Source organism: Photobacterium marinum (assembly GCF_000331515.1).
Taxonomy (GTDB): domain Bacteria; phylum Pseudomonadota; class Gammaproteobacteria; order Enterobacterales; family Vibrionaceae; genus Photobacterium; species Photobacterium marinum.
In genome coordinates this window covers 365,769-391,617 of the sequence record NZ_AMZO01000006.1, presented here as the reverse complement: position 1 = coordinate 391,617, position 25,849 = coordinate 365,769, and the positions used below count along the sequence as shown (strand labels likewise).

Annotated in this window: 23 protein-coding genes; 14 read left to right on the top strand and 9 right to left on the bottom strand. The window is 46.4% G+C overall.

Going from position 1 to position 25,849, the window contains the following annotated elements:
- Positions 1 to 50 precede the first annotated feature (50 nt).
- From nirB to C942_RS25010, 5 genes are all read left to right on the top strand, one after another.
- Positions 51 to 2,612, top strand: coding sequence for a nitrite reductase large subunit NirB (gene nirB / locus C942_RS06250; protein WP_007463708.1), 2,562 nt, complete (start codon positions 51 to 53; stop codon positions 2,610 to 2,612).
- Positions 2,612 to 2,944, top strand: a complete 333-nt coding sequence (gene nirD, locus C942_RS06245) for a nitrite reductase small subunit NirD (protein ID WP_007463706.1) — start codon at positions 2,612 to 2,614, stop codon at positions 2,942 to 2,944. The genes nirB and nirD overlap by 1 nt, the downstream gene beginning before the upstream one ends.
- Before the next feature lie 140 nt (positions 2,945 to 3,084).
- The gene (gene nirC / locus C942_RS06240; protein WP_007463705.1) at positions 3,085 to 3,906 is read left to right on the top strand and encodes a nitrite transporter NirC; all 822 of its coding nucleotides are present in this window, start codon (positions 3,085 to 3,087) and stop codon (positions 3,904 to 3,906) included.
- A gap of 37 nt (positions 3,907 to 3,943) precedes the next feature.
- Positions 3,944 to 4,723 carry a uroporphyrinogen-III C-methyltransferase gene (cobA, locus tag C942_RS06235; RefSeq protein ID WP_007463702.1) on the top strand — a complete coding sequence of 260 codons (780 nt, stop codon included), beginning with the start codon at positions 3,944 to 3,946 and terminating at the stop codon, positions 4,721 to 4,723.
- Positions 4,724 to 5,057: 334 nt separating this feature from the next.
- Positions 5,058 to 5,267 carry a hypothetical protein gene (locus C942_RS25010; protein ID WP_157372569.1) on the top strand — a complete coding sequence of 70 codons (210 nt, stop codon included), beginning with the start codon at positions 5,058 to 5,060 and terminating at the stop codon, positions 5,265 to 5,267.
- Between the two features lie 132 nt (positions 5,268 to 5,399).
- Here the strand turns inward: C942_RS25010 and C942_RS06230 are convergent, their stop codons facing one another.
- The 3 genes from C942_RS06230 to C942_RS06220 all read right to left on the bottom strand — a co-directional run bounded on the left by C942_RS06230 (position 5,400) and on the right by C942_RS06220 (position 7,876).
- The gene (locus C942_RS06230) at positions 5,400 to 5,675 is read right to left on the bottom strand and encodes a nitrogenase-stabilizing/protective protein NifW (protein WP_007463700.1); all 276 of its coding nucleotides are present in this window, start codon (positions 5,673 to 5,675) and stop codon (positions 5,400 to 5,402) included.
- Between the two features lie 406 nt (positions 5,676 to 6,081).
- Positions 6,082 to 7,248, bottom strand: a complete 1,167-nt coding sequence (locus tag C942_RS25600) for a methyl-accepting chemotaxis protein (protein WP_036799103.1) — start codon at positions 7,246 to 7,248, stop codon at positions 6,082 to 6,084.
- A gap of 448 nt (positions 7,249 to 7,696) precedes the next feature.
- Entirely contained in the window at positions 7,697 to 7,876 is a 180-nt protein-coding gene (locus C942_RS06220; RefSeq protein ID WP_007463697.1) for a hypothetical protein, read from the bottom strand.
- Positions 7,877 to 8,018: 142 nt separating this feature from the next.
- Between C942_RS06220 and C942_RS06215 the strand changes: the two genes are divergently transcribed.
- From C942_RS06215 to C942_RS06200, 4 genes are all read left to right on the top strand, one after another.
- Positions 8,019 to 9,167, top strand: a complete 1,149-nt coding sequence (locus C942_RS06215) for an amidohydrolase (RefSeq protein ID WP_007463695.1) — start codon at positions 8,019 to 8,021, stop codon at positions 9,165 to 9,167.
- Between the two features lie 202 nt (positions 9,168 to 9,369).
- On the top strand, positions 9,370 to 11,019 hold the full coding sequence (locus C942_RS06210; RefSeq protein WP_036799100.1) for a LytS/YhcK type 5TM receptor domain-containing protein: 1,650 nt from the start codon (positions 9,370 to 9,372) through the stop codon (positions 11,017 to 11,019).
- Positions 11,013 to 11,753, top strand: coding sequence for a LytR/AlgR family response regulator transcription factor (locus C942_RS06205; RefSeq protein WP_007463692.1), 741 nt, complete (start codon positions 11,013 to 11,015; stop codon positions 11,751 to 11,753). Before C942_RS06210 ends, C942_RS06205 begins: the two co-directional genes overlap by 7 nt.
- A gap of 158 nt (positions 11,754 to 11,911) precedes the next feature.
- On the top strand, positions 11,912 to 13,129 hold the full coding sequence (locus C942_RS06200) for an L-lactate MFS transporter (protein ID WP_007463691.1): 1,218 nt from the start codon (positions 11,912 to 11,914) through the stop codon (positions 13,127 to 13,129).
- Between the two features lie 92 nt (positions 13,130 to 13,221).
- Here the strand turns inward: C942_RS06200 and C942_RS06195 are convergent, their stop codons facing one another.
- From C942_RS06195 to C942_RS06175, 5 genes are all read right to left on the bottom strand, one after another.
- On the bottom strand, positions 13,222 to 14,070 hold the full coding sequence (locus tag C942_RS06195; RefSeq protein WP_036798911.1) for a GGDEF domain-containing protein: 849 nt from the start codon (positions 14,068 to 14,070) through the stop codon (positions 13,222 to 13,224).
- A gap of 239 nt (positions 14,071 to 14,309) precedes the next feature.
- The gene (gene tpx / locus C942_RS06190; RefSeq protein WP_007463685.1) at positions 14,310 to 14,927 is read right to left on the bottom strand and encodes a thiol peroxidase; all 618 of its coding nucleotides are present in this window, start codon (positions 14,925 to 14,927) and stop codon (positions 14,310 to 14,312) included.
- Positions 14,928 to 14,953: 26 nt separating this feature from the next.
- Positions 14,954 to 15,454: a thiol peroxidase gene (gene tpx / locus C942_RS06185; RefSeq protein ID WP_007463683.1), complete on the bottom strand. Its 501-nt coding sequence runs from the start codon at positions 15,452 to 15,454 to the stop codon at positions 14,954 to 14,956.
- 260 nt (positions 15,455 to 15,714) lie between these two features.
- Complete coding sequence (locus tag C942_RS06180; RefSeq protein WP_007463681.1) at positions 15,715 to 16,725, bottom strand: zinc-binding alcohol dehydrogenase family protein; 1,011 nt, start codon at positions 16,723 to 16,725, stop codon at positions 15,715 to 15,717.
- Between the two features lie 62 nt (positions 16,726 to 16,787).
- Positions 16,788 to 17,894 carry an alkene reductase gene (locus tag C942_RS06175; RefSeq protein WP_007463679.1) on the bottom strand — a complete coding sequence of 369 codons (1,107 nt, stop codon included), beginning with the start codon at positions 17,892 to 17,894 and terminating at the stop codon, positions 16,788 to 16,790.
- 105 nt (positions 17,895 to 17,999) lie between these two features.
- Here C942_RS06175 and C942_RS06170 point away from each other — a divergent pair, with 105 nt between their 5' ends.
- The 4 genes from C942_RS06170 to C942_RS06150 all read left to right on the top strand — a co-directional run bounded on the left by C942_RS06170 (position 18,000) and on the right by C942_RS06150 (position 23,381).
- A complete protein-coding gene (locus C942_RS06170; RefSeq protein WP_007463677.1) occupies positions 18,000 to 18,908 on the top strand; it encodes a LysR family transcriptional regulator in 909 nt (302 codons plus the stop codon).
- A gap of 304 nt (positions 18,909 to 19,212) precedes the next feature.
- Positions 19,213 to 20,601: a C4-dicarboxylate transporter DcuC gene (gene dcuC / locus C942_RS06160; RefSeq protein WP_007463675.1), complete on the top strand. Its 1,389-nt coding sequence runs from the start codon at positions 19,213 to 19,215 to the stop codon at positions 20,599 to 20,601.
- A gap of 92 nt (positions 20,602 to 20,693) precedes the next feature.
- A complete protein-coding gene (gene pepE / locus C942_RS06155; RefSeq protein WP_007463673.1) occupies positions 20,694 to 21,425 on the top strand; it encodes a dipeptidase PepE in 732 nt (243 codons plus the stop codon).
- A 294-nt stretch (positions 21,426 to 21,719) separates the two neighbouring features.
- A complete protein-coding gene (locus C942_RS06150; RefSeq protein ID WP_007463671.1) occupies positions 21,720 to 23,381 on the top strand; it encodes a methyl-accepting chemotaxis protein in 1,662 nt (553 codons plus the stop codon).
- Positions 23,382 to 23,471: 90 nt separating this feature from the next.
- Here the strand turns inward: C942_RS06150 and C942_RS06145 are convergent, their stop codons facing one another.
- Positions 23,472 to 23,675: a hypothetical protein gene (locus tag C942_RS06145; RefSeq protein ID WP_036798907.1), complete on the bottom strand. Its 204-nt coding sequence runs from the start codon at positions 23,673 to 23,675 to the stop codon at positions 23,472 to 23,474.
- 750 nt (positions 23,676 to 24,425) lie between these two features.
- Between C942_RS06145 and C942_RS06140 the strand changes: the two genes are divergently transcribed.
- On the top strand, positions 24,426 to 25,796 hold the full coding sequence (locus tag C942_RS06140) for an alanine/glycine:cation symporter family protein (RefSeq protein ID WP_036798905.1): 1,371 nt from the start codon (positions 24,426 to 24,428) through the stop codon (positions 25,794 to 25,796).
- The last annotated feature ends 53 nt before the right edge of the window (positions 25,797 to 25,849 follow it).

Sequence of the window (25,849 nt, the reverse complement as noted above, 5' to 3'; positions counted from 1 at the left end):
TTCACAACTGAAAATCTCTGACAGTTTTTTGCTTTCGGTCAGGATTTTCTATGAGTAGCAAGATGAAGTTGGTCATCATCGGAAACGGTATGGTTGGCCATCGTTATATCGAAGATTTAGTCGAGAAAACGGATGTCTCAAATTTCGAGATCACCGTATTTTGTGAAGAGCCACGGGTCGCCTACGACCGCGTTCACCTCTCTTCCTATTTCTCCCACCATACCGCTGATGAGCTCTCTCTTGTCAAAACCGGTTTCTATGAAAAGCACGGTATCAACGTTTTAATCGGCGAGCGTGCTATCAACATCAACCGCAAAAATCGCATCGTTTATTCCAACTCAGGTCGTGAAATCGCCTACGACAAGTTGATCCTGGCAACAGGTTCTTACCCTTGGGTTCCGCCAATCAAAGGTTCTGAAAACAAAGACTGTTTTGTTTACCGCACCATTGAAGATCTTAAAGCCATTGAAAATACTGCGAAGAAAAGCAAGAGCGGCGTTGTTGTCGGCGGCGGCCTGCTAGGTCTTGAAGCCGCAGGTGCACTGAAAGCACTGGGTGTTGAAACTCACGTTATCGAATTTGCACCAGTGCTGATGGCTGAGCAGCTTGACCTTCACGGCGGCCTGCAACTGCGTAACAAAATTGAGCGTATGGGCGTTCAGGTTCACACCAGCAAGAACACGCAGGAAATTGTTGCAGAGGGAACCTCGGCCCGAAACACCATGAAGTTTGCCGACGATACTGAACTGGAAGTTGACTTCATCGTGTTCTCAACCGGTATCCGCCCGCAGGATAAACTGGCTCGTCAGGCCCAGCTCGACATCGCGCCTCGCGGCGGTATTGCCATTAATGACCACTGTCTGACTTCCGATGAAAACATTTACGCAATCGGTGAGTGTGCTTCATGGAATGAAACCTTCTTCGGCCTAGTTGCGCCGGGCTACAAAATGGCGACCGTTGCCGTCGACCACCTGCTGGGCAATGAAAGTCAGTTTGAAGGGGCTGATATGAGCGCCAAGCTGAAACTGCTAGGTGTAAAAGTCGGCAGTATCGGTGATGCCAATGGCCGCACTCCGGGCTGTAAGAGCTATGTCTACCTCAATGAGGAAGAAGATGTTTACAAACGCCTGATTGTTTCTGAAGACGGTAAGAAACTGCTGGGTGCCGTCTTAGTCGGTGACACCTCTGACTATGGCGACCTGCTGCAACTGAAGCTGAATGAAATCGATCTGCCTGAACATCCGGATGCGCTGATCCTGCCAGCTCACGCAGGTGCCGAAAAGCCGTCGCTGGGTGCTGATTCCCTGCCGGAATCTGCGGTGATCTGTTCTTGTTTTGATGTCACCAAAGGCAAAATTGCTCAGGCTGTTGCCGACGGTCACCACACGCTGGCAGATATCAAAGCCGCGACAGGTGCAGGTACCGGCTGTGGCGGTTGTATTCCGCTGGTAACTTCCGTGCTGAATGCCGAGCTGGAGAAAGCCGGTGTCGAAGTCAGCAACGATATCTGTGAACACTTCGCTTATTCCCGCCAGGAGTTGTTCCACCTGATCCGCATTGAAGGCATCAAGAGCTTCGATGAGATGCTGGAAAAACACGGTAAAGGTTACGGCTGTGAAGTCTGTAAACCGGCTATCGGTTCTGTTCTGGCATCATGCTGGGGTGACCATGTCCTGAAACCGCAACATGTCAGCCTTCAGGACACCAACGATAACTTCCTCGGCAACATGCAAAAAGACGGCACTTACTCAGTGATCCCTCGTATGGCCGGTGGTGAGGTAACACCGCAGGCACTGGGAGCACTGGCGAAAGTAGCCGAAGAATACAACCTATATACCAAGGTCACCGGTGCTCAGCGTATCGGCCTGTTTGGTGCACAGAAAGATGACCTGCCTGCTATCTGGAAAAAACTGATTGCTGCCGGTTTCGAATCCGGTCAGGCCTACGCCAAAGCACTGCGTATGGCTAAAACCTGTGTCGGCAGCACCTGGTGCCGCTACGGTGTTCAGGACAGTGTAGGCCTCGGCGCAATGATCGAGAATCGCTACAAAGGCATCCGTACCCCGCACAAGATGAAGTTCGGTGTTTCCGGCTGTACCCGCGAGTGTGCCGAAGCACAAGGTAAAGATCTGGGTATTATCGCCACCGATGCAGGCTGGAACATGTACGTTTGTGGTAACGGCGGAATGAAACCTCGCCATGCCGATCTGCTGGCCTCGGATCTGGATCAGGAGACTCTGCTTAAGTACATCGACCGCTTCATGATGTTCTACATCCGCACCGCCGACAAGCTACAGCGTACCTCTGTCTGGCTGGACAATATGGAAGGCGGCGTCGACTACCTGCGAGAAGTCATTGTTGATAACAAGCTGGGTATCAATGAACAGCTTGAAGCCGATATCAGTAATCTTATCGACAATTACAGCTGCGAGTGGAATGACACCATCAAAGACGAAGATCAACTGAAGCGCTTTGCCCACTTCATTAACAGTGATCAGCGAGACGATAACGTGGTGTTCGTACCTGAACGTGAACAACACCGTCCGGCAACTTTCACAGAGAAACACCCTGCCGCCAAAGGCGACATTCTGCACGTAGAACTGGAGAACTGATGATGAGCAAATGGCAAACAATCTGCACGCTGGAAGACATTATTCCCGGTACCGGCGTCTGCGCGTTAGTTAATGGTGAGCAAATAGCCCTGTTCCGCCCTAACAAAGATGAGCAAGTTTTCGCTATTCACAACATGGATCCGTTCGCTAAATCTAACGTGCTGTCTCGCGGCCTGATTTGCGAACACCAAGGTGAACTCTGGGTCGCCAGCCCGCTAAAAAAACAGCGCTTCAACCTGAAAGACGGCCGCTGCCTTGAGGATGAACGCTTCAGCGTGAAAGCCTTCGAGGTTCGCATCCATCAGGGCATGGTTGAAATGCCGGCGGTATAAATCGCCTGTTGCCCCCCTCTTTCGGGGGCAACACCTTCAGCGACAAGCACCAAAGTTAAAACATCAATAGAGGTTTCCGGATCATCGCCGGAAGCAAGCCCTTATTCATGTCTTAATTTCACTGTTTTAAGGAAATAACAATGTTTGCAGATCCAATTAAAAAATGTGGGGACACCGCAGCACGTATTAAGCGGTTAGCTGAAGATAATCCTGTAGGATTCTGGATTAGTTCAGCCATGGCAGGAGCTTATGTCGGACTGGGTATCATTTTAATCTTCACTTTTGGCAACCTGGTTGATCCGTCAATTCGCCCTATCGTTATGGGTTCCACATTCGGTGTTGCACTGACCTTGGTGATCATGGCGGGCTCTGAGCTTTATACCGGTCACACCATGTTCCTGGCTTTCGGCGCAAAAACAGGTCAGATCACCTGGATGGATAACCTGAAAATCCTTCCGCAAACCTGGCTTGGCAACCTACTTGGCTCGATTGCTGTTGCTGCGCTGTTCATGTATGCCGGTGGCGGTAAGCTGCTTCCAGATGCCACCAGCCTAGTTCACAAAGTAGCATTGGCGAAAACCTCTGCTCCGGCAATGGTGCTTTTCTTTAAAGGCATTCTGTGTAACTGGCTGGTTTGTCTGGCTATCTGGATGTGTCAGCGCGTTGAAGGTACCGGTCGTTTTATCGCTATCTGGTGGTGTCTGCTGGCGTTCATCGGCTGCGGCTATGAACACTCCATTGCCAATATGACTATCTTTGCCCTGTCCTGGTTCGGTAACAGCACTGAGGCTTATACCCTGGGCGGTATTGGCCACAACCTGCTTTGGGTTTCTCTGGGTAACGCCGTTTCCGGCGCGGTATTTATGGGGCTGGGTTACTGGTACTCAACACCAAAAGCTGAACGCCCTGTGGTAAACAGCCAAACTTCAGAAGCGACTACAGCAGCTGCAGTTAACGCCTGATCCGTCAAGAAAAACTAACGAAGAGTGGAGCAAATCAATGTCACCGTTTTTGTCATCCGAACATATTGATATCGACACCAAAAAGCAGGGATTTGTTTCACTGGTTGGCGCAGGTCCGGGCGATCCAGACCTGCTCACCGTCAAGGCATTTCGCTTGATCCAGCAAGCTGATGTCGTGGTGTACGACCGATTGGTTTCAGATGAAATCATGGCTCTGGTTAACGCTGATGCCAAACGCATTTACGTCGGCAAACAGCTGGATTACCACTGTGTACCGCAAGAGCAGATAAATCAGATCCTAGCGGAACAAGCCGAACAAGGTAAGCATGTTGTGCGCCTTAAAGGCGGCGACCCTTTTATCTTTGGCCGCGGCGGTGAAGAGCTTGAGCTGCTGGCTGAACGCAATATCAATTATGAAGTCGTGCCGGGAATAACCGCCGCTGCCGGGTGTACTGCCTATTCAGGGATCCCCCTGACGCACAGGGAGCACTCGCAGAGCGTGCAGTTCATTACCGGTCATGTAAAAAAAGATGGCGAGAATATCAACTGGGCATCTCTGGCAAAAGCAAACCATACTCTGGTGTTTTATATGGGGTTAAAGCAGTCGTCAGTTATCAGCCAAAAGCTGTTAGAGCATGGCCTCGATGCCAGTACAGCTTGCGCCATTATTGAGAAAGGAACCACGCCGGAACAGCGTGTATTCACCTCATCACTGGCTGAGTTACCAGCGGTTGCCAAGGATGCAGTCAGCCCGTCGCTTATTGTTATTGGCAGTGTCACCTCTCTTCACCATAAGCTGAGCTGGTTTAATCAATAACGTTTTCGCTTCATTGAACCAAAGAGCCACTTTCAGTATTAAGACTAAAAGTGGCTCTTTTTATTATCTAACTCTCATTTAGAAATGATATTAAATTTAGCAAACCAGCCCCAATAACTAAATTCAACTCGCTAAAGTTGATTTAAATATACACCATTCGATTTAAGCTAATACTCTAAAAATCACACCCATGAGAGTAACTTGAAAATCATTCTTCATAAGTTTTAAAACAACAGAATAATATTTTAATCAATTGTCATCCGACCATGCACCAGCAATAGATGCGTTATAATGCTTTCATTAATTCCAACAAAACATAACAAAATCACAAAGCATGCTTAAATGGGCTTTACTTGTTTGTATCTTTTTTGCACTAGGCTACAAAGCAATCAAACACCATTACATCGATTACTCATTATCGCTTAACACGGATTTATCAGAAGGGGTTGTAACATCGTCGATTGACGATCATGATGAGTCACACCGCCATAACTGGTGTGCGGACGTTCACCGCCGCGCAGTAGTCGCAATGAACCAACCTTAAGATGTTCACATGATTAGCCGGAATTTCTGGCAGTTTACAGATGATCTCAAGAGTCGTTCTGAAGAAAAGTAAGCTGACAACTATTCCGGCAGTTATCAGCAATCGCCATCAAAAAGCTATGTATTTGATGTTTTACCGACGCTGGCACGAAGTACACCCACGGCAAGCCGAACGAGTGTGGCGATCCAAACGGCTACGCTGTACTTTGCAATACGCATTTTTAAGCGCACGGCGAGCAGAAAACCAGTCATCCGGCTTTGAAATCAACAAATAACCGTTAAAGCGTTTCACTAACTGTGTACGGTATTCATCAATAAATTTACTGTCGAAGTCTATTTCAAAATAGTCCAACGCCTGCTCTATTGAAGTAAAACTCGCGATAGTTTGTTGAATATCGTTTTGGCTCATAATCTAATCTGACGGTACTCTTTCCGGCAGTTTACCAAAGCGCGAGAAGTCTATCATTATGTAACACGTGATTTGCCCATGTCTTTTCAGGCTGATGAAGAGCACTGGCGCAAAGATACCTTTATGTGTTCTCTTCTAGCCCACTATTATTATTTGCTATTCAGCGCAGTTTGGGGCATATGTGAATTAGTATTAATATTCAACTCACCGAATTTGGGGTGTTAATTGAGCCCAACGTATTACGATTAAATTTTCATACAAACACACACCAGTATCCCCTCCAACTCCCCCCCCTTTTGGAACTTTGAGTATTTCTGCATTGATTTTGTGAATAAAGGGGGAGAGTTTTGTATCGTGCAGTAAGTTCTGTCCTAAACAATACGCACGACTATCGCATTTAATCATTTTAATTTGTTTTAAATAACCCCAGTTGTCCTACGATGTTGTCTGTAACTTCACTAAGGTAGTGCCCTTGTTGTTCAAGCTCAGCACAATCATTAGCATTAGAACTAGAGAGCGTTTTTAATGCTTCAATCTCTTTACTGATATCTCTGACCAACTTGTGAATATAAAGAATATCAACACTATCACTTTCACTATCTTGTCCAATAAGGGTCAAGATTTCATTAATATTTTCACAAGCCACATCGAGCCCTGATTGGCTGGATGTCGTGTAGTGAGACAATGATGCTATCGCCGCCGACTGAGATTTCATCTGCTCACCAGCGTCAAGAACCGCTTCAGATATCCCAGCAATTATCTGGTTGATCTCATCCAGGCTTTCCTGAGTAGATTTAGCTAAGTTTCTTACTTCATCCGCCACTACAGCAAACCCTCTTCCATGCTCCCCCGCTCTGGCAGCTTCTATTGCTGCGTTTAAAGCCAAAAGGTTCGTCTGATCTGCCAGGTTATTGATGACCAATACTACTTTTTCAATAGATTGCGTTTGCTTAGATAGAAGGTGAAATTTGTTATGAAGCGCATCATTGTTTTGAATGTAAGTACCTATCTCCTTTACCATCATTCCCATAGTGCTGTTTGAATTAAGTAAGTCATCCCGAGTCAGTTCGACTTTTAAGCGCGTTTCTTCTGCTTTGGATTGAAGGGATAGTGATGTCTTATCCAGAGTCTCAACTTGATTTGTTATAAAGCTGACTCGATTGTCTTGTTCCTGAATCCGGACTGAAATGTTCTGTGCTTTGACTTTGAGTAAATCGGATATTTCGTCAGAAGTACTGGCCTGTTGTTGTATATCTACCAGAGCACTTTTCACATTCTCTCTGAAAGTATTGATGACATCGAGCACATTGCCCATTTCGCTGTTGTACTTGCTGTTTATTTCGCAAGGCACAGAAAGGTCTTTTCTTTCGAAATTCTTCATATAGTTTGTGATATTTTTCAAAGAGTCGACACCCCAAAACTTTTCATCGATGTCATGAACAATCAAAAATACAACCACAATATATTGAATAATTTGTGAAAATAACACATCAGTGAAAAATGTAGCATTAGCCAAAAGTGCAATCGCACCTAACCAGTGAATGAACCTCATTCGAATAAAGAGTGAACGCATATACAGCCCCATTGTAAGTAGTGTTCTTTTTATTAGGGAATTCGGCATCTCTACTGGCTTTTATCCATTGTTAAGCTTGTGTGCTTGTCCTTTTTTCAGCGTGTATTGAGATGTTAGCCGCCTCCATATCGCGAAACATGTTATATAACATGCATTAAGGATGCAAGTTATAGTTGGCGCACATCAGGCACGACAAAAAGTATGGGGTAGGTCTTGCCTTTTGTTCCACAAATTAGCTTATCTATAGGAAAGGCCAAATGTTCAGAATGCGTATAAGTTTTCACCCTTACAAGCTTGGTGCATAAGCGAGATAGGACTTAAAACAATTACCTAACCATCTACGATACACCGAAAAAGCTTCTTTCACCTTTGCCACTATGTATCGAAATTTCATAAAACCTAAAACAAAAGGAAGACAAAAATGAGGGGATTGCTCGTCATGAAAATATTAACCTTCAGCTTGTTGTTCATTCACTTCCACCACGCAAATCGGGTAATTCCCCGGGTTTTGCCCACCGCCAAGATCTAAACACTTATCGAGATATAAAAACTGTTCAAACTTCATACCGGCATAAAAAGCACAGACGACCAAAATAAAAGTAAATAAAATCCGCTTAGACTTAACCATTAATATTCCCTGCTGAGTTCATTATTAACTGCATTGTTATTTTGAATCACATCTCAATCAACTTGAGATTATCATCACAATTCAGCTGGGCGAAGCGCGCTACCCTATTCGCCCCCTTTAATAGCTTATTTGTCAGTTAGTTATGGACAAAGTATCTGAGCATCCACAACAATTTGATGCCACTCATTTTCGTCACCATCTTCACCAGCACCCAGAGCTGTCATTGCATGAAGCTGACACCTCAGCTCTGATCACTAAACAGTTACACACCTTTGGCCTGGAGCCAAAAACCGCTATCGGTGGACATGGTATTGTCTGCACCATCGACAGTGGTAATCCCGGCGTCACTACTCTGTTTCGTGCCGACTTCGATGCATTACCTATCCACGAAAAGAACAACCATAGTCACTGTTCAAAGCATGACGGTGTGATGCACGCCTGCGGTCATGACGGCCATACAGCGAGCCTGATGGCTGTTGCTGAACAGCTATCTTTGCATCCACCAGCATCAGGTAAAGTCCTGTTGCTGTTCCAGCCCGCGGAAGAAATTGGAACCGGCGCTGCCAGTATGCTTGATAACAGCTGGCTGTCAGAGCAGAATATCGATCAGGTATTCGCCTACCATAACCTTCCTGGTTATCCGCTCAATTCTGTCATCATCAAACCCGGCACCTTTGCCTGTGCTTCAACCGGTGTAACCATTGAGTTAGAAGGCAAAACCTCCCATGCAGCCAGACCGGAAAACGGCATCAGCCCAACCACAGCTATGCTGGAGATCATTCGCCACCTGCAAGCCATGCCTGAAAGGCATACTGAAGCATTCACTTTAGTCACGGTGATCCACGCAACATTAGGCGAAGAAGCATTTGGCACCTCACCGGGCTATGCAAAAATCCTCGCTACCCTGCGAAGCGATAACAATAATGTCTTCAACAATATGAAGCAGGACTTATGCGAAACGGTTTCAGCTATTTCGGCCAAAGAAGGGCTTGAGTGTGGCGTCAGCTGGCAAGAGTCATTTAATGCCGTCGTTAATGCAACAGAACCATACGAAATCGTCTGCCAACAAGCTGAACACATTGGCCTTGATATAGAGAACATTGATGCGCCTATGCGCTGGTCGGAAGATGTCGCCGAATTTCTTCTGAAATGGCCCGGTGCCCTGTTCTGTCTCGGCAGTGGGGAAGACCACCCTGAACTACATAACCCCGACTACGACTTCCCTGATGAACTCATCGCAACCGCCAGTAAGTTGTTTCTGAGTATTATTCGTCGTCTGCATGGTGAATAAGAACACGGTACTAATCCACGGGTTAGTACCAATCCCCCAGCTGAAAACGCACACAATAAATACACTCGATCACACTTTTCCTCTGCGTAATCTATCTTTTCAACCGGTAATTGGCCTGTAACTCTGCTGCGCTTCCGCGTACAATCCCAGCCCGTTTTTCCTGACGATCCATTCGAGGCAAGCTGTGTATACCGAACAACTGATGATGCTGCTGGCTGTATTTGAGCGGGCGGCATTATTGCTGATGGCTCTTTTCCTGCTCACCCTGACCCACCCTTTCCAGCACATAGTGAAAAAGCGCCACCGCCGTCCGGTCGAAATCGCGATGATTTCAGTGCTGTTTATACTGTTTGCCGTTTTCAGTACTTATACGGGTATCAAGGTTGACGGTTCCTTGGTGAACGTTCGGATCATTGCCGTTTTATCCGGTGGCATCTTATTTGGCCCCTGGACTGGTATCTCTGCCGGGCTTATTGCCGGTGTCCACCGTTACCTGATTGATGTCGACGGTCCGACCTCAGTTGCCTGTCTGATCACCAGTATTATTGCCGGTCTGCTGGCAACCTGGATCCACAGAAAATGCCCTAAAAAAAACTATGCCCGCCTCGGCATCATGGCCGGCGTTTTCTGTGAAATGCTGACCATGGTACTGATCGTTGCACTGTCTGAAGATAAAACGCAGGCCTATAACATTGTCTCCCATATCAGTATGCCGATGATTTCCGGCGCGGTATGTATCGGTCTGATCATCCGCCTTGTTCAGGGGCTGGAGAAAGAAAAAGATCTTGTCGCAGCAGAACAGGCAAAACTGGCACTGGATATTGCCAACCGAACCCTGCCACATTTTCGTAAGAACAGCCGAGAGTCGCTGGCAACTGTCTGTAATATTATCCGGGAAGAAACCAAAGCAGATGCCGTTGCCATCACCGATACTAATGATGTGCTGGCTTATGTCGGTGCCGGACAGGAAAACTATCTTGAAGCGCATCAAATCAGCGATATGACCCAACAGGCGGTTCGCACCGGACAGCAGATCATCAGCAACAGCCTTAATGTCCATGACTTCCATTCCCTGCTGATCATTCCGCTGTGGGAGAATGGCAAAGTCAGCGGCACCTTGAAGATTTTCTACCACCAGCCTCACCGAATTCGCCCGTCACTACGGGAAATGGCGATTGGTCTTTCACACCTGATTTCCACTCAGATGGAAGTGTCGCGGGTTGAACACCTCAAGACAATGGCAAGCAAGGCAGAATATTCAGCCTTGCAGAGCAGAATCAATCCACATTTTTTGTTCAACGCCTTAAATGCGATTTCAACCCTGATCCGGATCCGTCCGGATCAGGCCCGTCAGCTGATTGCCAAGCTGGCTGATATTCTGCGCTATAACCTTGAGCGCACAGAGGAATTAATCGACATCCATGTTGCCCTGCAACAAGTCAGGGACTATGTCGCCATTGAACAAGCCCGCTTCGGCAACAAACTGACCGTTGAATTCGATATTGATGACGTCCATTCTATGATCCCTTGCCTGCTGATACAGCCACTGGTTGAAAATGCAATTCTGCACGGCATCCAACCTTCGCGTACACCGGGTAAAGTCTTTATCACGGTCAGGCAGGCAGAAGAGCGAGTAAAAGTCATTATTCACGATACGGGTGTAGGGATCAGCCAAGAAGTGATCAACAAACTTTACAGCGGTACCATGGACTCCCGTCATATCGGCCTGACCAATGTGCACCAACGCCTGACCATGCTGTATGGGGAAGGCCTAAATATTAAGCGCCTTGAACAAGGCACCGAAATGTCGTTTTACATTAATGAATCAAACAAGCAGGAACAACAATGCTAAAAGCGCTGATCGTCGAAGATGAGTATCTGGCAAAGGAAGAACTGACCTACCTGATCGAAACCTACAGCAATATAAAAATTGTCGCGGCTTTCGAAGACGGTCTGGACGCCTTTAAGTACCTGCAAAGTAATAAGGTTGATATTGCGTTCCTGGATATCCAAATCCCGTCTATTGACGGCATGTTGCTGGCGCGAAACATCCACCAGTTTGCACAAAAACCGCATATTGTTTTCACTACGGCTTATAAAGAGTTTGCTGTGGATGCTTTTGAGCTTGAGGCGTTCGACTACATCCTTAAGCCACTTAATGAGCAACGGGTGATCGGACTGCTCAACAAGCTGGAAGCCGCTCATCAGAGCCAGACGTCAGTGGGACAGGAAACAACGCGACAGGAAACAACGCGACCGAAAACAGTCAATCTGACCAAAAACAACCGCATCCGGATAACACCGGTAGATGAAATTTACTACGCCGAAGCCTGTGAGAAAGTCACCAATGTCTACACCACTGACGGTGTATTCATCGCGCCATACAGTATCAGTGAACTGATGGAGCGCCTGCCGGAAGAGCGCTTTTTCCGTTCTCATCGCTCCTACTGCGTCCAGCTGGAAAAAATAAAAGAAATAATCCCTTGGATGAATAGCACCTATATGCTTAAAATGTGCGACCTTGACGGGGAAGTCCCTGTCAGCCGGAGTAATATCAAGCGTTTCCGTGAACTGATGCAATTGTAATTCATGCCGATATATTGCATTTCATTCCGCTATTGATACATCTCATTTTATAGTTTTTGCAACCTATTGTTATCGCCAACGAGCCCCGTATTTTGGAGGCATAAAGGGATGGCCAATGCGCCATCTTAAAGATTTTTAATTCGTTGGAGATTAACCTTATGGCCAATCCGGTAGCTAGCCGAACTCGTGCCTTTACCCTGCTGGGAACCATTATTACCCAGTTCGCTCTGGGCTCTGTGTACACATGGAGCCTGTTCAATGCTCAACTTGCCGACAAACTTTCTGAGCCGGTAAGCCGTGTTGCTTTCTCATTTGGTATTCTGAGTCTGGCACTGGCGGTGGCTTCTTCCCTTTCAGGCAAAATGCAGGAACGTTTTGGTATCCGTAAAGTGACTATCGCTTCAGGTCTGATGATTGGTATCAGCCTGTATCTGACAGGTCACGCAACCAACCTGATCATGCTGTATATCTTCGCCGGCCTGCTGGTAGGTTTCGCCGACGGTACAGGCTACCTGATGGTGCTATCGAACTGTGTGAAATTCTTCCCAGAGCGCAAGGGCCTGGCTTCAGCCTGTGCTATCGGTGCTTACGGACTTGGCGCACTCGCTTTCAAATACATCCTGATGTACCTGCTGACCACTACCGGCCTGGAAATGACCTTCGAAATCTGGGGCTTCATTTGTATGGTGATGGTGATCATCGGCGGCATGATGATGACAGATGCGCCTAAGCAGGAAGTTAAAAACAACAATGCCGCAGGCAGTCGTGATTACACCCTTGCTGAAGCGATGAAATGCCCTCAGTTCTGGATGCTGGCAGTAATGTTCCTGACGGTATGTATGAGTGGCCTGTACGTAATTGGTGTTGCAAAAGATATCGGTGAAAACTATGTTCACCTATCAATGACAACAGCTGCAGCGTCTGTTGCGATTATCGCAGTGGGTAACCTGGGTGGCCGTCTGGTACTTGGCGTACTGTCTGACCGTATCGCCCGAACCAAAGCAATCGCCCTTGCTCTGTTTGTCTGCCTGCTTGGCGTTTGCGCCCTGCTGTTTGCTCCGGCAAGTGCAATGAGCTTCTACTTTGCTGTAGCCTGCATCGCTTTCTGTTTCGGCGGCACAATCACGGTTTACCCGTCACTGGTAAGTGATTTCTTCGGCCTGAACAACCTGACCAAAAACTATGGTTTCATTTACCTGAACTTCGGTATCGGCAGCTTCATCGGTTCGATTGTTGCTTCTCTGTTCGGCGGCTTTGCAGCAACCTTCTACCTGATGCTGGGCCTGCTGATTGTGTCACTGGCTATCTCACTGACGGTGAAAGCTCCGGGTACAGAACAAGACGATTTTACTGCCGAGCCGCTGGCAGTAAATTAAGGGGAGTCCCAACCCCTTAGCGGCAAACTCAAAAAACTGATAATGCTAAGACCAAAGGCCCGGGAAACCGGGCTTTTTTTATGAGCTTTTTCTTATACATTGCTCGCAGAATAAGTCACCACCTGATTTACAGGCTTCCTGCTCTTCTTTTCTAACTTCATCTGATAAAGCGACGCATCAGCTCGGGATATCCCTTCTCTCAGCTCACGCCTGTCGACATTTCGAGCAATACCATAACTGTACTTTATTTTTGTCGCTTCCAGCTCTTTCGATATCTGTTTAAGAAACTCTTCAGTTCTTGATGGCCTTAGAACAGCAATAAATTCATCGCCACCAAACCGGATAATCATTTCATTATTTACACATTGCTTATTGAGATGATGACTGAATAAAATCAATACACTGTCACCAAACTTATGTCCCTGATTATCATTCAGCCTTTTGAAATCATCCAAATCAAAAAACACCAAATCAAAACGCATCATTTTGATTTTATTAAACGCTTTACGATTAAAAACCGTGGTCAGCTCATCAATACATTCCGACATTTCATAAAAATGAAGAATGTGTTTTACCCCAACAGCAAGAAACACAATACCCAGCAGTAATGAACCGTCATCAATCAGCACCAGAAAAAGCTCAGGCAAGGATTCTACTTTTTCCCGAACAACTTTCACTTCCACAAGCGCGCGATAAGACTTTTGAAATATAAACAATGACATACCAGCCAAAGCAAACGGTTCCAACCGAAACACTGAATAGCTAGCAATGGCTATAGCGCTAATCACTACGACACTGGTGAGCTCATAGTAAAATTCCATTGATGAATAAAATATAGATTTATCTAAATAAAGATAAGCACTGATTATCAACAGCATTGAAAATAGTAAAAAAAACAATACTGGCTTTATATTCAATAAATTTAACTCGGGCAAACGCATCAGAATCTCCGACAATAAAAAGGCGAAAGATCAAGTTTATATTAGCAAGCCGTCTAAACTGGATGAAATCTATTTATGTGATGAGTTTCAAGAATAAAAAAGTATAGATTGTCAATCAAAAATAATGCGGGTGAAAATTAACTGTTTTTATTGAGCCTAAATATTAAGTATATTCGTACCGTAAAAAAGCCGGGTATAACCCGGCTTAATATAGAGCAAATTATCAATTGAACTGATGTTTATACTTTGCTTTTGGCAATAGAAACGGCTTTTTCCAGATCCGGAATTGTTGTCAGTTCCGGAACACGCTGGATGTGAACAATCTTATTGTTCTTATCAACAACGATGATGCTTCGTGCCAGCAGACCCAACTCACGGATCTGAACGCCAGTCTTCTTGCCAAATTCATGATTAATGGAATCTGACAGGAATAGGAAGTTCTTTTCCAGATTTTCCTGCTGGCGGAAACGCATTTGGGCAAAAGCCGTATCTGCACTGATTGCAAGCATCTCAATGCCGGCAAGCTCTTCATTGTGCTGCGCAATGTACTGGCTCAGATCTTTTACCTGCTGAACACAAACAGGTGTATCAACCGAAGCAAGAACGTTATATACCCTTACCTTGCCCGCATTTTTTGAAGTATCAAAATTTGCCAGTGATTCATCCATCAGCATCATTGACGGAAAATAATCACCAACTTTCACCTCATGCCCACTCAAGTTGAATGTGTTTTCCTTATTCAGGGTAATCACATTTCCCTCACCCAACGCAGAGTTTGCCTGAGTAGTTGCAAAGTCACGAGCCATTGAAGTATTCGCCGCCAGCATGATAGCCGCTGCAACAAGTAGTTTTTTCATCGTTGTTACTTCCTTAAACAGACCGATTACGAAATTGCAGCCAGCGCAGCGTTGTAATTTGGCTCATCAGTGATTTCTGCAACCAGTTCGCTGTGCAGAACAACACCGCTTTCATCCAGGCAGACAACAGCGCGAGTCGTCAGGCCTTTTAGTGCGCCTTTAGGGATTGCAACACCGTAAGCTTCAGCAAACTCAGGAGAACGGAACGTTGATGCATGCTGAACATTGGCAATATTTTCGATTTCGCAGAAACGACCAGTCGCAAAAGGCAGGTCAGCAGAAATACAAACCACAACCACATTATCAAGCTCAGCCGCTTTCTGGTTGAAAGTGCGAACACTTTGCGCACACACTGGCGTATCGATGCTTGGGAAGATATTCAGTACAACTTTCTTGCCTGCCAGAGATGACAATTCAAGCGCAGAAAGATCGCCAGCAGTCAGAGAGAAGCTCGGAGCAATAGAACCAGCTACAGGTAGCTGTCCAGAAATGGCAACAGGATTTCCTTGGAATGTTACTTGAGACATGACTTATTTCCTCTTGTTATTTGTTATATCCACTTTATGTGGTGAGGGAATAATATTGAAATAAATTTACAAAACCACTCCGACCAGTTCACAACTATAACCAAAAAAAGCGATTTTGTTTCAATCGCAATTTCGCAACTGTAAATTTGTTACAAACCATTTCGACAAGAGAAATAAAAAACACGGGTGGAAACATTTAAACACCTCCACTCCGTGTCTATTTTTCTAGATGTTAAACTGGGCTAAAGTCACCCTGAAATTTACCACTCAAGAACAAGCTTACCCTTCGCTTTTTGTGACTCAATATGCTCGTGGGCACAGCGCAAGTTTTCGGCATTCAGCTTTCCATAGTGATTGCCAAGGGTGGTTTTGATGACACCAGCATCTATCAGTTTTGCTACTTCATTAAGCAAGTAATGCTGTCCAATCATATCTTCAGTCTGGTATAGCGAGCGGGTATACATAAACTCCCAGTGAAGAGAAATACTCTTTCTCTTCAATCCCATAACATCCAACTGCGACGGATCATCAATCAAACCAAATTTGCCCTGAGGCGCCAGCGATTCCACTATTTCCCCGAAATGTTCTTCGGTATTATTCAGGCTGACCAGATGTGTCACTTCTTCTACCCCAATTCGTTTCAGTTCCTGACTTAACGGCTTGCTATGATTAATCACTGCGTGAACACCTAGCTCTTTCAGCCAGGCTTGAGTTTCAGGACGAGAGGCTGTACCGATAACTTTCATTCCTGTCAGGCGTCTGGCCAGTTGAACCATCACAGAGCCGACACCACCAGCCGCACCAACAACCAGCAATGTATCTTTTGTTGCGTGCTTACCCGGTTTCACCTGTAGCCTTTCAAACAGCATTTCCCAGGCAGTAATCGCCGTCAGAGGCATCGCGGCCGCTTCAGCAAAACTCAGCGATTCAGGCATACTACCGACAATACGCTCATCCACTAACTGATACTCAGCATTACTACCCGAACGAGAGATATCGCCTGCATACCAAACCCGATCACCCGGTTTAAACAGGGTGACTTCAGGGCCGACAGATTCAACCACACCGGCGGCATCCCAACCGATCACTTTCCACTCATCATTTTCTGCAGAAACATTGGCGCGAATTTTCGTATCAACCGGGTTAACCGATACCGCTTTTACATTAACTAATACGTCACGGCCTGTTGCTTGCGGAATTGGCAACTCAATATCCTGTAATGATGCCGGCTCGGTAATCGCTAGTGCCTGCTTATAACCAATCGCTTTCATTACTTAATCTCCCCAAATATTCATTAATCTGTTGTCTGTTCGATTATTCACTCGCAGGCGCTTTAACTACCGCTGCTCTGGCTACCGATATAGGCCGGATAATCGCTGTAGCCTTTTTCAGTGCCGCCAAAAAGGGTCGTGCCATCAAATTGGCTCAATGGGTAGTTGTGCCTGATTCGCTCCGGAAAGTCCGGGTTAGCGATAAACGGCCTGCCGAAGGCAATCAAATCGGCATAATCTTCAGCCAGGATCTGATTGGCTTTTTCTTTGTCATAACGGCCTGCAACAATCAGAGTGCCGGAAAAGTGCGCCCTCAGCTGACTACGGAAATGAAGCGGCACTTGTGGAGCATCATCCCAATCGGCTTCAGATAAATGCAGATAGCCGACACCCTGCTCATCCAGTTCATTAGCACAATGCAAAATCGTCGGGATGATTTCCGGGCAATTCATACCACGGGCTGTAATATAGGGAGCCAGACGCACGCCGGTACGCTCCGCACCAATTGCTTCACAAACCGCCTTGGCTACTTGAATCAGTAAGCGAGAGCGATTTTCGATGCTACCGCCATATTGATCGGTACGAATGTTAGAAGTAGAGCGCAGAAACTGATCCAGCAGATAACCGTTAGCGGCATGGATTTCCACCCCGTCAAAACCAGCTTCCATGGCATTGATGGCAGCCTGGCGATAATCTTCAATAATGTCTTCGATTTCTTCCAGGGTCAGTGCTCGTGGCATTGGGCAATCCACCATGGAACCATTGCCGGACTCATCCGCTACCCAAACTTGTGCCTGAGGCAAAATGGCAGAAGGAGCTACCGGGACTTCACCTCCGTGGAATGAAGAATGGGACATTCGACCGACATGCCAGAGCTGAAGATAGATCACTCCACCTTTTTGATGGACAGCATCAGTAACCAATTTCCAACCTTCTATTTGTGCCTGGGTATGAATGCCTGGGGTAAAACTGTATCCCTGTCCCTGAGGGGAAATCTGTGTTGCTTCGGTAATGATCATCCCGGCACCTGCGCGCTGGACGTAGTACTCCGCCATCATTTGATTAGGAATATTGCCTGGTTGAGTTGTACGGCTGCGTGTCATCGGCGCCATCACAATGCGATTATCCAACTTGTGATCGGCTAATTGATAAGTGTTGAGCAAATCCATTTTTAGTCCCTTCAATGACTGTTTTAAGAATGAGCTCAGTCTATTTGACGGCTACCGTTTGAAAAACTAGGATTGACAAAAATTACTTTCAAAAAAATTTTGAAAATGAAAGCACTTCAAGACTTCAGGATTTTCATTAAAACAGCCCGGCTTGGCAGCCTTTCAGAAACTGCACGCCAGATGGACTTAACACCGGCCGCCACCAGCGCAGCAGTGAAACGACTGGAAGCCGAAGTCGGCACCGCGCTGTTTATCCGTTCAACCCGAAATCTGCGGCTGACACCGCACGGTGAGCTTTTTCTCTCCCACTGCGAACAGGCCGTTGAAGCTATTGAAGACGGTTTTGCTTCAGTAAAAAGCGGTCAGTCAGAACTTACTGGATTACTGCAAATCGCTCTGCCCTCAGATTTGGGGCGACGACTGATGCTCAGGTGGATAGATGAGTTTATTGAACAAAACCCGAAACTCTCAGTACGGTTGCACCTATCAGACAGTATTGCAGATATGTACCGACAACCTGTCGATATAGCACTGCGTTACGGCAATCCGCCGGATTCCAGCCTGATAGCCTTACCTGTTGCCGCAAAAAACCAGCGAGTATTGTGCGCTTCCCCTGAATACCTTGAGAAATTCGGTGCTCCGACGCATCCCGGCCAGCTGACCCGACACAACTGTTTGTGCTTCGCCTTAAGCGACAGTCTTCATGCCCGCTGGCACTTTTATCGGGATACTATTGAAGAGTCTGTTCATGTATCCGGTAACAGAATGGCCAATGATGGTGATGCCGTTAGACGCTGGGCAATCGCCGGACATGGCATTGCCTATAAGTCATTACTTGATATTGCTGAAGATCTGGAAGAAGGAAAGCTTGTTCGGGTATGTCCTGAATGGCAGGGAGAAACCGCCCCCCTCAATCTGATTTGTGCCAGCAGAAGACAATTAAGTCCTGCAATTCAGGCTCTTAGGGAGCACCTGAGCAGCAAAGCTAATACGCTTTTGCACAGCTTAAATTAGAAATCATATTCAGACCTGTTGAAATCCTGTTTTTGTACTCATGCCCTCCTCTGTAACGAATTGCGGCGGTCAATTGACCGCCGACTGCCTTTCGTAAGTTGTTCTTTTCTTTGAAATCTTAGATTTATCAAGATTTTTATCAATTTGAACACTGCGTCACAATTCTCTCCCGCACCCAGCAATATCATCCGATCGCTCTGCTTTAAGCCAGATAAACAAAACATATCACTGGCAAAACTTTGCTCACCCAATATAAACATTCAATCAATTGTTCTTTCTTGGTCATTCTTAATGTCGAGGTAACATGCTATCTATATTAATTGCTCTGGTGGTCACCATTTTTGTCGCCAGATTTGTCCTTAAAGGCTACAAAGCACAGGCTGTCCTTTTGGCCGGTGGTATCGTTCTGATGATTGCCGCTATCCTGATCGGTCAGGATCTTCCGCTGCCGGAAGCATCTTCAACCGGTTCAAAATGGCTGGATATTTTCCAGTTCATTAAGAACACCTTCTCCAGCCAAAGCGCCGGTCTGGGCCTGAAGATCATGGCCATAGCAGGCTTTGCGGTTTACATGCATGAAATCGGTGCTTCTGAAGCTCTGGTAAAAGTATTAACCCGTCCGCTGGCGCGAATCAAACACATGCCTTACATGTTCATGGCAATGTGTTTCATCATTGGCGAATTCCTGTCAATTTTCATCACCAGCGCTTCCGGGTTGGGTGTATTGCTGATGGTTACCTTGTACCCACTGATGCGCAGCGTCGGCCTGAGCCGTCTTTCTGCCTGTGCGCCAATTGCAACCGCCGTGGCTGTTGAAATGGGACCGGGCCAGGGTAACGTTAACTTTGCTGCCGATATCATCGGCATTGATGTTGTCGACTATGTGGTTGACTATCAAATCTATGTCGCGCTGGCAGCACTGGCTGTGGTAGCAATTCTACACATTATCATCCAGAAACATTTCGACTTGAAAAACGGCCATATTGCCAGTGAACACCGCCACTTAGGCGAATCAGAAGAAATGAAGATCAACTCGGATGAAACTAAAGAAGAAGCTCCGGCCATTTACGCCATTCTTCCGGTTATCCCGCTGGTGCTGATTTTTACCTTCAGTAAGTTAGTGATCACCTCGATTAAGATGGACGTTACCACAGCGATGTTTGTCTCTCTGGTTATCACTCTGGTATTCGAATTTTTCCGACGACATAGTGCAATGGCTGTCGTTGACTCCATCCAGCACTTCTTCGATGGTATGGGCCGTCAGTTTGCCAACGTCGTCACCTTTATTGTTGCCGGCCAAACGTTCGCTCAGGGGCTGAAAGCCATCGGTGCGATCAATGTCATTGTTATTGCTGCCGAAAATGCCGGATTCAGCCCAGTTCTGATGACCATAGTTATGGTATTGATCATCATGACTTCTGCGATCCTGATGGGTTCGGGCAACGCTGCCTTCTTCTCGTTCGCCAACCTGGTGCCTGATATTGCGGGCAAAATGGGCATCGCCCCAGTAATGATGCTGTTACCGATGCAGTTCGTGGCAGGTATGAGCCGTAACATCTCGCCAATTGCGCCAAACATGGTAGCAATTGCCGGTGTGGCTGATACCTCACCGTTTGATCTAGCCAAACGCACTGCCATCCCGATGCTGGGCGGGATCGTGATCTCCGTTATCGTCAGCATCATGAGTTTTTGATTTATAAAACGTTCACAACGTTTTACGTACTGAAGTACGTCTTGTTAATTAACCAATCCATGTGATTTAGCACATGCAAAGGAGTATTGTTCATGGACATTATGCTGTTTAGTAATGGTCAGCTACCTGGAAACACCAAACCGTTAGAATACGGCCTTGATTGGATTGAAGGGGTGGTTGAGCGCACCGGCGTGAAAAAGCTGGTCTTCATTCCATATGCAGTGATCCGTGCAAGCCATGACGATCGAACCAAAATGGTACAAGAAAGCCTGGGCCGCTTCGGCTGTGAAGTTGTGGGTATCCATCAGGCTGAAGATCCAGTTAAAGCCATTGAAGAAGCGGACGGCATTCTGGTCAGCGGCGGCAACACCTGGGTACTGAACAAAACCCTGCACGACAAAGGGCTGATCGGTCCGATTCGTAAAGCCGTACTGAAACAGAACAAACTGTATATTGGCTGGAGCGCCGGTACCAACATCGGTTCACCAACTATCCGCACGACTAACGACATGCCGATTGTTACTGCCGCGGTTCTGCCTTCACTGAACCTGATCCCGTTCCAGATCAATCCGCATTACATCGAAGCGTCGATTGATGGTCATATGGGTGAAACCCGTGATGAACGCATTGAAGAGTTCCTGTTAGTTAACCCTCACGAAATTGTGGTGGGTATTCCAGAAGGTACAATGCTGCACGTACATGACGGCCACCTCCACTACTACACAGCCAACGGCAAACCACTGAAGCTGTTCCGCAACCAGCAGGAAGCAGAGTACTTCAATGCCGATGATGATATTCAGTTCTTAATGGAGCACAGCTGCTAAGTTCATAGCACAATATGGGGAGAGTCAAATCTCCCCAAACCTTACAGAAAAAGTTAGAGTAAAATAATCTAAAAAATAATCCCACGCCAAACTTTTAACACTTCATTAAAAATCAACCACTTCCTTTTCAGTCCGCATTTTTACTGACATTCACAACATCCGACCACGCATTTTTTTGTCACAAAACGGTCAAAAGTCACAATTCTGTAACCTGGTTTTGAGTATTCTTCGGACAGAGAATTATTCACATTCCAAATAAAATAATCATTATATGCAAACCAGGTAGTATAAAGTATGAGCCTTACTATTCGTAACCGACTATATGTGCTGTCGATCGTCCCCTTATTAGTTGTGGCCTTGGGTATGATGTTCTTCACTTACTCAGAGTCGCATAAGCTAAACCAAGAGCAGATGAACACCACTCGCTCCAGCATGATGGAGATGAAACGCGCTGAGCTTAAATCTTATATGCAGATTGCTGAGTCAGCACTGAAGCCATTAATGCAATCAAACGCCCCTTTAGGAGAAGCATTAAACACCCTCAGCCAGATTAAGTTTGGTACCAGTGGGTATATTTTCGGTTACAGCTCTGACGGTACCCGACTGGTGATGGGCCAGAATACCAATGGAATAGGTAAAAACTACTGGAACCTTCAGGATAGCCACGGCAATTACCTGATCCAGGATCTAGTCAATAATGCCAAAACCGGTGATTTCACGACCTATTATTTTCCCAAACCGGGAGAGAGTAACCCTCAGCCAAAACTAAGCTACTCTGTATACCTGCCACAGTGGGATCTGATGATAGGTACCGGTTTTTACACCGATGATGTCGATGCGGTGATTGCTCAAATGGAAGATCACTCCGCTGACATGTTGAGTCAGAGCCTTACTACCATTGCTATTATCTTCCTGATTATCACAACGGTTGTCGTTGCCTTTGGTGTACTTGTCAGCCGTAGCATCATGCGCCCGCTGGATGTATTTGATGCTTCTATTCGTTCCTTTGCCAACGGCGACGCCGATCTGACTGCGCGAATGGAAAAATTCAGCGTGCCTGAATTTGCGAAACTCAGCGACAACTTCAATACCTTTGTAGCCAGCCTGCAGAACATCATCCAAAATGTCAGCCAGGTGGGTCGTCAGGTCGTCGATGAAACCAACAACATGTCTCAACGCACCATGCGTGTAGATAAGCTGGCTTCGGGTCAGCGTGAAGAAACCGATCAGGTTGCCACTGCAATGACCGAAATGACCACTACGGCAAATGAGATCTCCAACAACGCCAGCCAGGCGGCACAAGCAGCGAAAGAAGCCGATGACAATGCCAAAGACGCACACGGTATTGTATCCTCTGCCGCAGACTCAGTAACTGCACTGGCTAATGAAGTAGCCGAAGCGAACGAAGTTATCTCGAAACTGGAAGGTGATGTGAAGAATATCTCTTCGTCACTGGAAGTAATTCAGGACATTGCCGAGCAAACCAACCTGCTGGCACTGAACGCAGCCATTGAAGCAGCGCGAGCCGGTGAACAAGGTCGCGGGTTTGCTGTTGTTGCCGATGAAGTTCGCCAGCTGGCAAGCCGCACTCAGGCCAGCACCGGTGACATTCACAAAATGATTAATCAACTGAAATCTGCATCAGATGAAGCGGTCAACGCCATGAACTCCAGCCAGGAGAGAAGCGTCAGCACGGTAGAAGAAGCCAACGCAGCCAGTGAGGCACTGATCCAGATTCAGGAGTCAATCAATACCATCATGGACATGAACTCACTGATCGCAACTGCAACAGAAGAACAGAGCATTGTCGGCCAGGAAATATCCCAGCGTATCGTGGTTATATCCGATCAAAGCAACCAGTCAGCTCAGCTTGCCAACGAAAACCGCGCAGGAAGCCAAGAGCTCAACCGCAGTGCCAATGAGCTTTATACCCTAGTCGACAGGTTTACAGTCTAAAAAGGTCCATTAAAAATCTAATGATTGGGCAGTGGCAGCGTAGTTCGTTGTCTCTGCCCATTTATTGCTTGAACCTTACCCGAATAAAGCCTACAGATATTTCTTTTTATAATCCGCAGCCTTAGCAAAAAGGCCAAACGGTAATATCGGCAGTATCATTCCACCAACAAACCCGACGTCCTCGGTTTCCAGCAATAAATAACTGCTAACAACCATGGTTAGAGAAAAAGTAAGAATAAACATCCAATGTAATATAGGGTGTTTATTTGAGAAGACAGCGTACTGCTTGACCATAAGCACAATCCCAAACAACTTTTAAACACCAATAAGCGAAATATCAATAATCGCCAACAAGTGAAACACTATGATTCCGTTTCAGAAATAATACAACTCAAATCAAATATCTAAAATTTAAAATACGAAGCAGATCAATAAACTAAGCGCAATGAAATGCAAAACAACTTTCATATAACCAAAAACAAAAAAGCGACCGACTCATCGATCGCCAACATGTTGATTAAACTAGAGGAAAGGCATTAGCTATACCACAGGTGCTCTCTTCCTGCTCCTCTCCTTGCCAGAAAATCATTAATCATTTTCTCGGCAATATGCTCTACTCTGAACTGACGTGTTAATCGTTGTTTATTCTTGCGGCTCCAATGTCGCATGACTTTCATAACCCCCTGCTATGCTTTTTCACTCCTCCTCGATGAGGAGCCTTTCACAGCAAACCCCCCTTTGGTATCCGTTGCGCCTTCATATCACTCAACAACAACCAACGGAGATGTTTAGACATCAATATTAATTGTAGCTTCCCGACACCAGCCAAGATGACTTTTCTGTTTAATTTTGATTTCTGTCAACTAGTACATGTGTCATTGAATAACCCATAAAAAATGTATTTTCCCGACTAAATTCACAAGCCACAAAGAATCACAAAAATGTAACAAAGCATAACAAATTGCTCTGATGCAGAAGTTGTAATTATGCAAAAGTCGACCTATGTTTTTGCAGACATGGGGAAAAAGTAAGTGAGTGTTCCAAATGGAATTTCTAACCAGCCTGATTACAACAATTAACACCCAAGTATGGGGCGTTCCCATGCTGATAATGATCCTTGGTGTCGGCTTATTTTTGACTGTCGGTCTCAAACTTATGCCGATCGTCAAACTTGGAGCCGGTTTCAGGTTGCTTTGGTCGGGCCGTATTCCGGAGAAAGACGAAGATATCCAGGGTGAAATCAGCCCATTCAACGCCCTGATGACCTCACTGTCTGCCACTATCGGCACAGGTAATATTGCCGGAGTCGCCACAGCAATCTTTCTCGGCGGACCGGGGGCTCTGTTCTGGATGTGGTGTACAGCTCTGGTTGGCATGGCAACAAAATATGCCGAAGCGGTCTGCGCAGTGAAATACCGGGAAACTGACGAGAAAGGCAACCATGTTGGCGGCCCCATGTATTACATCAAAAACGGCCTCAGCCATAAATGGGCTTGGCTCGGCACTGCCTTTGCCATCTTCGGCGCTATTGCTGGTTTTGGTATTGGTAATACCGTCCAGTCCAATTCTGTATCAGCAGCCATGGAGTCTAGTTTTGGCCTACCACCAATGGCAACCGGACTCATCATGATGATTCTTGTCGGGCTGGTTCTGATGGGTGGGATCAAACGAATTGCCGATGTCGCCGGTAAGCTGGTACCACTCATGGCAGCTTTCTATATTGCATCGGGTCTGCTGGTACTGGGCGTCAATATTAGCGAAATACCAACAGCCTTTAGTTTAATCGTCACCAGTGCCTTTACACCGGTAGCTGCCCAAGGCGGTTTTGCCGGTGCCGCAGTGTGGGCCGCTATTCGATTCGGTGTCGCGCGCGGCATTTTTTCCAACGAAGCCGGTCTTGGCAGTGCCCCTATCGCCCATGCCGCAGCGCAAACCAAAAACCCCGTAGCCCAAGGGTTGGTTGCCATGCTGGGAACATTTATCGATACAATTATCGTTTGTAGCATTACCGGACTGGCGATTGTCGTTTCTGGAGCCTGGCAAAGCGGTGAGACTGGCGCGACATTAACTTCTGCCGCCTTTGCCTCTGTTTTACCCGGCTTAGGAAACTATGTTGTTGCGATAGCGCTGTCTATATTTGCTTTCACCACAGTGCTAGGCTGGAGTTTTTACAGCGAGAAATGTATCCAGTACCTGTTCGGTGTCAAAGCCATTATCCCCTTCCGTGTACTCTGGATTATTGCTGTTCCGATTGGTGCCACCAGCTCACTGGAGTTTATCTGGCTACTGGCCGATACCTTAAATGCCATGATGGCAATCCCGAATCTGATTGCCCTGGTGTTACTCAGCCCGGTTGTATTTAAGCTGACCAGTGAGTATTTTGCGCAGCAGAAGAATCAGAACAACAAAAGATAAATAAACACAAAAGGTCGGCAAAAAAGCCGACCTTCTATATTTGAATTCGATAA

Bases quoted from the DNA above. Each gene is read 5' to 3' on its own strand.
- nirB (WP_007463708.1), top strand. From the start codon at position 51: ATGAGTAGCAAGATGAAGTTGGTCATCATCGGAAACGGTATGGTTGGC.
- nirD (WP_007463706.1), top strand. From the start codon at position 2,612: ATGATGAGCAAATGGCAAACAATCTGCACGCTGGAAGACATTATTCCC.
- nirC (WP_007463705.1), top strand. From the start codon at position 3,085: ATGTTTGCAGATCCAATTAAAAAATGTGGGGACACCGCAGCACGTATT.
- cobA (WP_007463702.1), top strand. From the start codon at position 3,944: ATGTCACCGTTTTTGTCATCCGAACATATTGATATCGACACCAAAAAG.
- C942_RS25010 (WP_157372569.1), top strand. From the start codon at position 5,058: ATGCTTAAATGGGCTTTACTTGTTTGTATCTTTTTTGCACTAGGCTAC.
- C942_RS06230 (WP_007463700.1), bottom strand. From the start codon at position 5,675: ATGAGCCAAAACGATATTCAACAAACTATCGCGAGTTTTACTTCAATA.
- C942_RS25600 (WP_036799103.1), bottom strand. From the start codon at position 7,248: ATGCGTTCACTCTTTATTCGAATGAGGTTCATTCACTGGTTAGGTGCG.
- C942_RS06220 (WP_007463697.1), bottom strand. From the start codon at position 7,876: ATGGTTAAGTCTAAGCGGATTTTATTTACTTTTATTTTGGTCGTCTGT.
- C942_RS06215 (WP_007463695.1), top strand. From the start codon at position 8,019: ATGGACAAAGTATCTGAGCATCCACAACAATTTGATGCCACTCATTTT.
- C942_RS06210 (WP_036799100.1), top strand. From the start codon at position 9,370: ATGATGCTGCTGGCTGTATTTGAGCGGGCGGCATTATTGCTGATGGCT.
- C942_RS06205 (WP_007463692.1), top strand. From the start codon at position 11,013: ATGCTAAAAGCGCTGATCGTCGAAGATGAGTATCTGGCAAAGGAAGAA.
- C942_RS06200 (WP_007463691.1), top strand. From the start codon at position 11,912: ATGGCCAATCCGGTAGCTAGCCGAACTCGTGCCTTTACCCTGCTGGGA.
- C942_RS06195 (WP_036798911.1), bottom strand. From the start codon at position 14,070: ATGCGTTTGCCCGAGTTAAATTTATTGAATATAAAGCCAGTATTGTTT.
- tpx (WP_007463685.1), bottom strand. From the start codon at position 14,927: ATGAAAAAACTACTTGTTGCAGCGGCTATCATGCTGGCGGCGAATACT.
- tpx (WP_007463683.1), bottom strand. From the start codon at position 15,454: ATGTCTCAAGTAACATTCCAAGGAAATCCTGTTGCCATTTCTGGACAG.
- C942_RS06180 (WP_007463681.1), bottom strand. From the start codon at position 16,725: ATGAAAGCGATTGGTTATAAGCAGGCACTAGCGATTACCGAGCCGGCA.
- C942_RS06175 (WP_007463679.1), bottom strand. From the start codon at position 17,894: ATGGATTTGCTCAACACTTATCAATTAGCCGATCACAAGTTGGATAAT.
- C942_RS06170 (WP_007463677.1), top strand. From the start codon at position 18,000: ATGAAAGCACTTCAAGACTTCAGGATTTTCATTAAAACAGCCCGGCTT.
- dcuC (WP_007463675.1), top strand. From the start codon at position 19,213: ATGCTATCTATATTAATTGCTCTGGTGGTCACCATTTTTGTCGCCAGA.
- pepE (WP_007463673.1), top strand. From the start codon at position 20,694: ATGGACATTATGCTGTTTAGTAATGGTCAGCTACCTGGAAACACCAAA.
- C942_RS06150 (WP_007463671.1), top strand. From the start codon at position 21,720: ATGAGCCTTACTATTCGTAACCGACTATATGTGCTGTCGATCGTCCCC.
- C942_RS06145 (WP_036798907.1), bottom strand. From the start codon at position 23,675: ATGGTCAAGCAGTACGCTGTCTTCTCAAATAAACACCCTATATTACAT.
- C942_RS06140 (WP_036798905.1), top strand. From the start codon at position 24,426: ATGGAATTTCTAACCAGCCTGATTACAACAATTAACACCCAAGTATGG.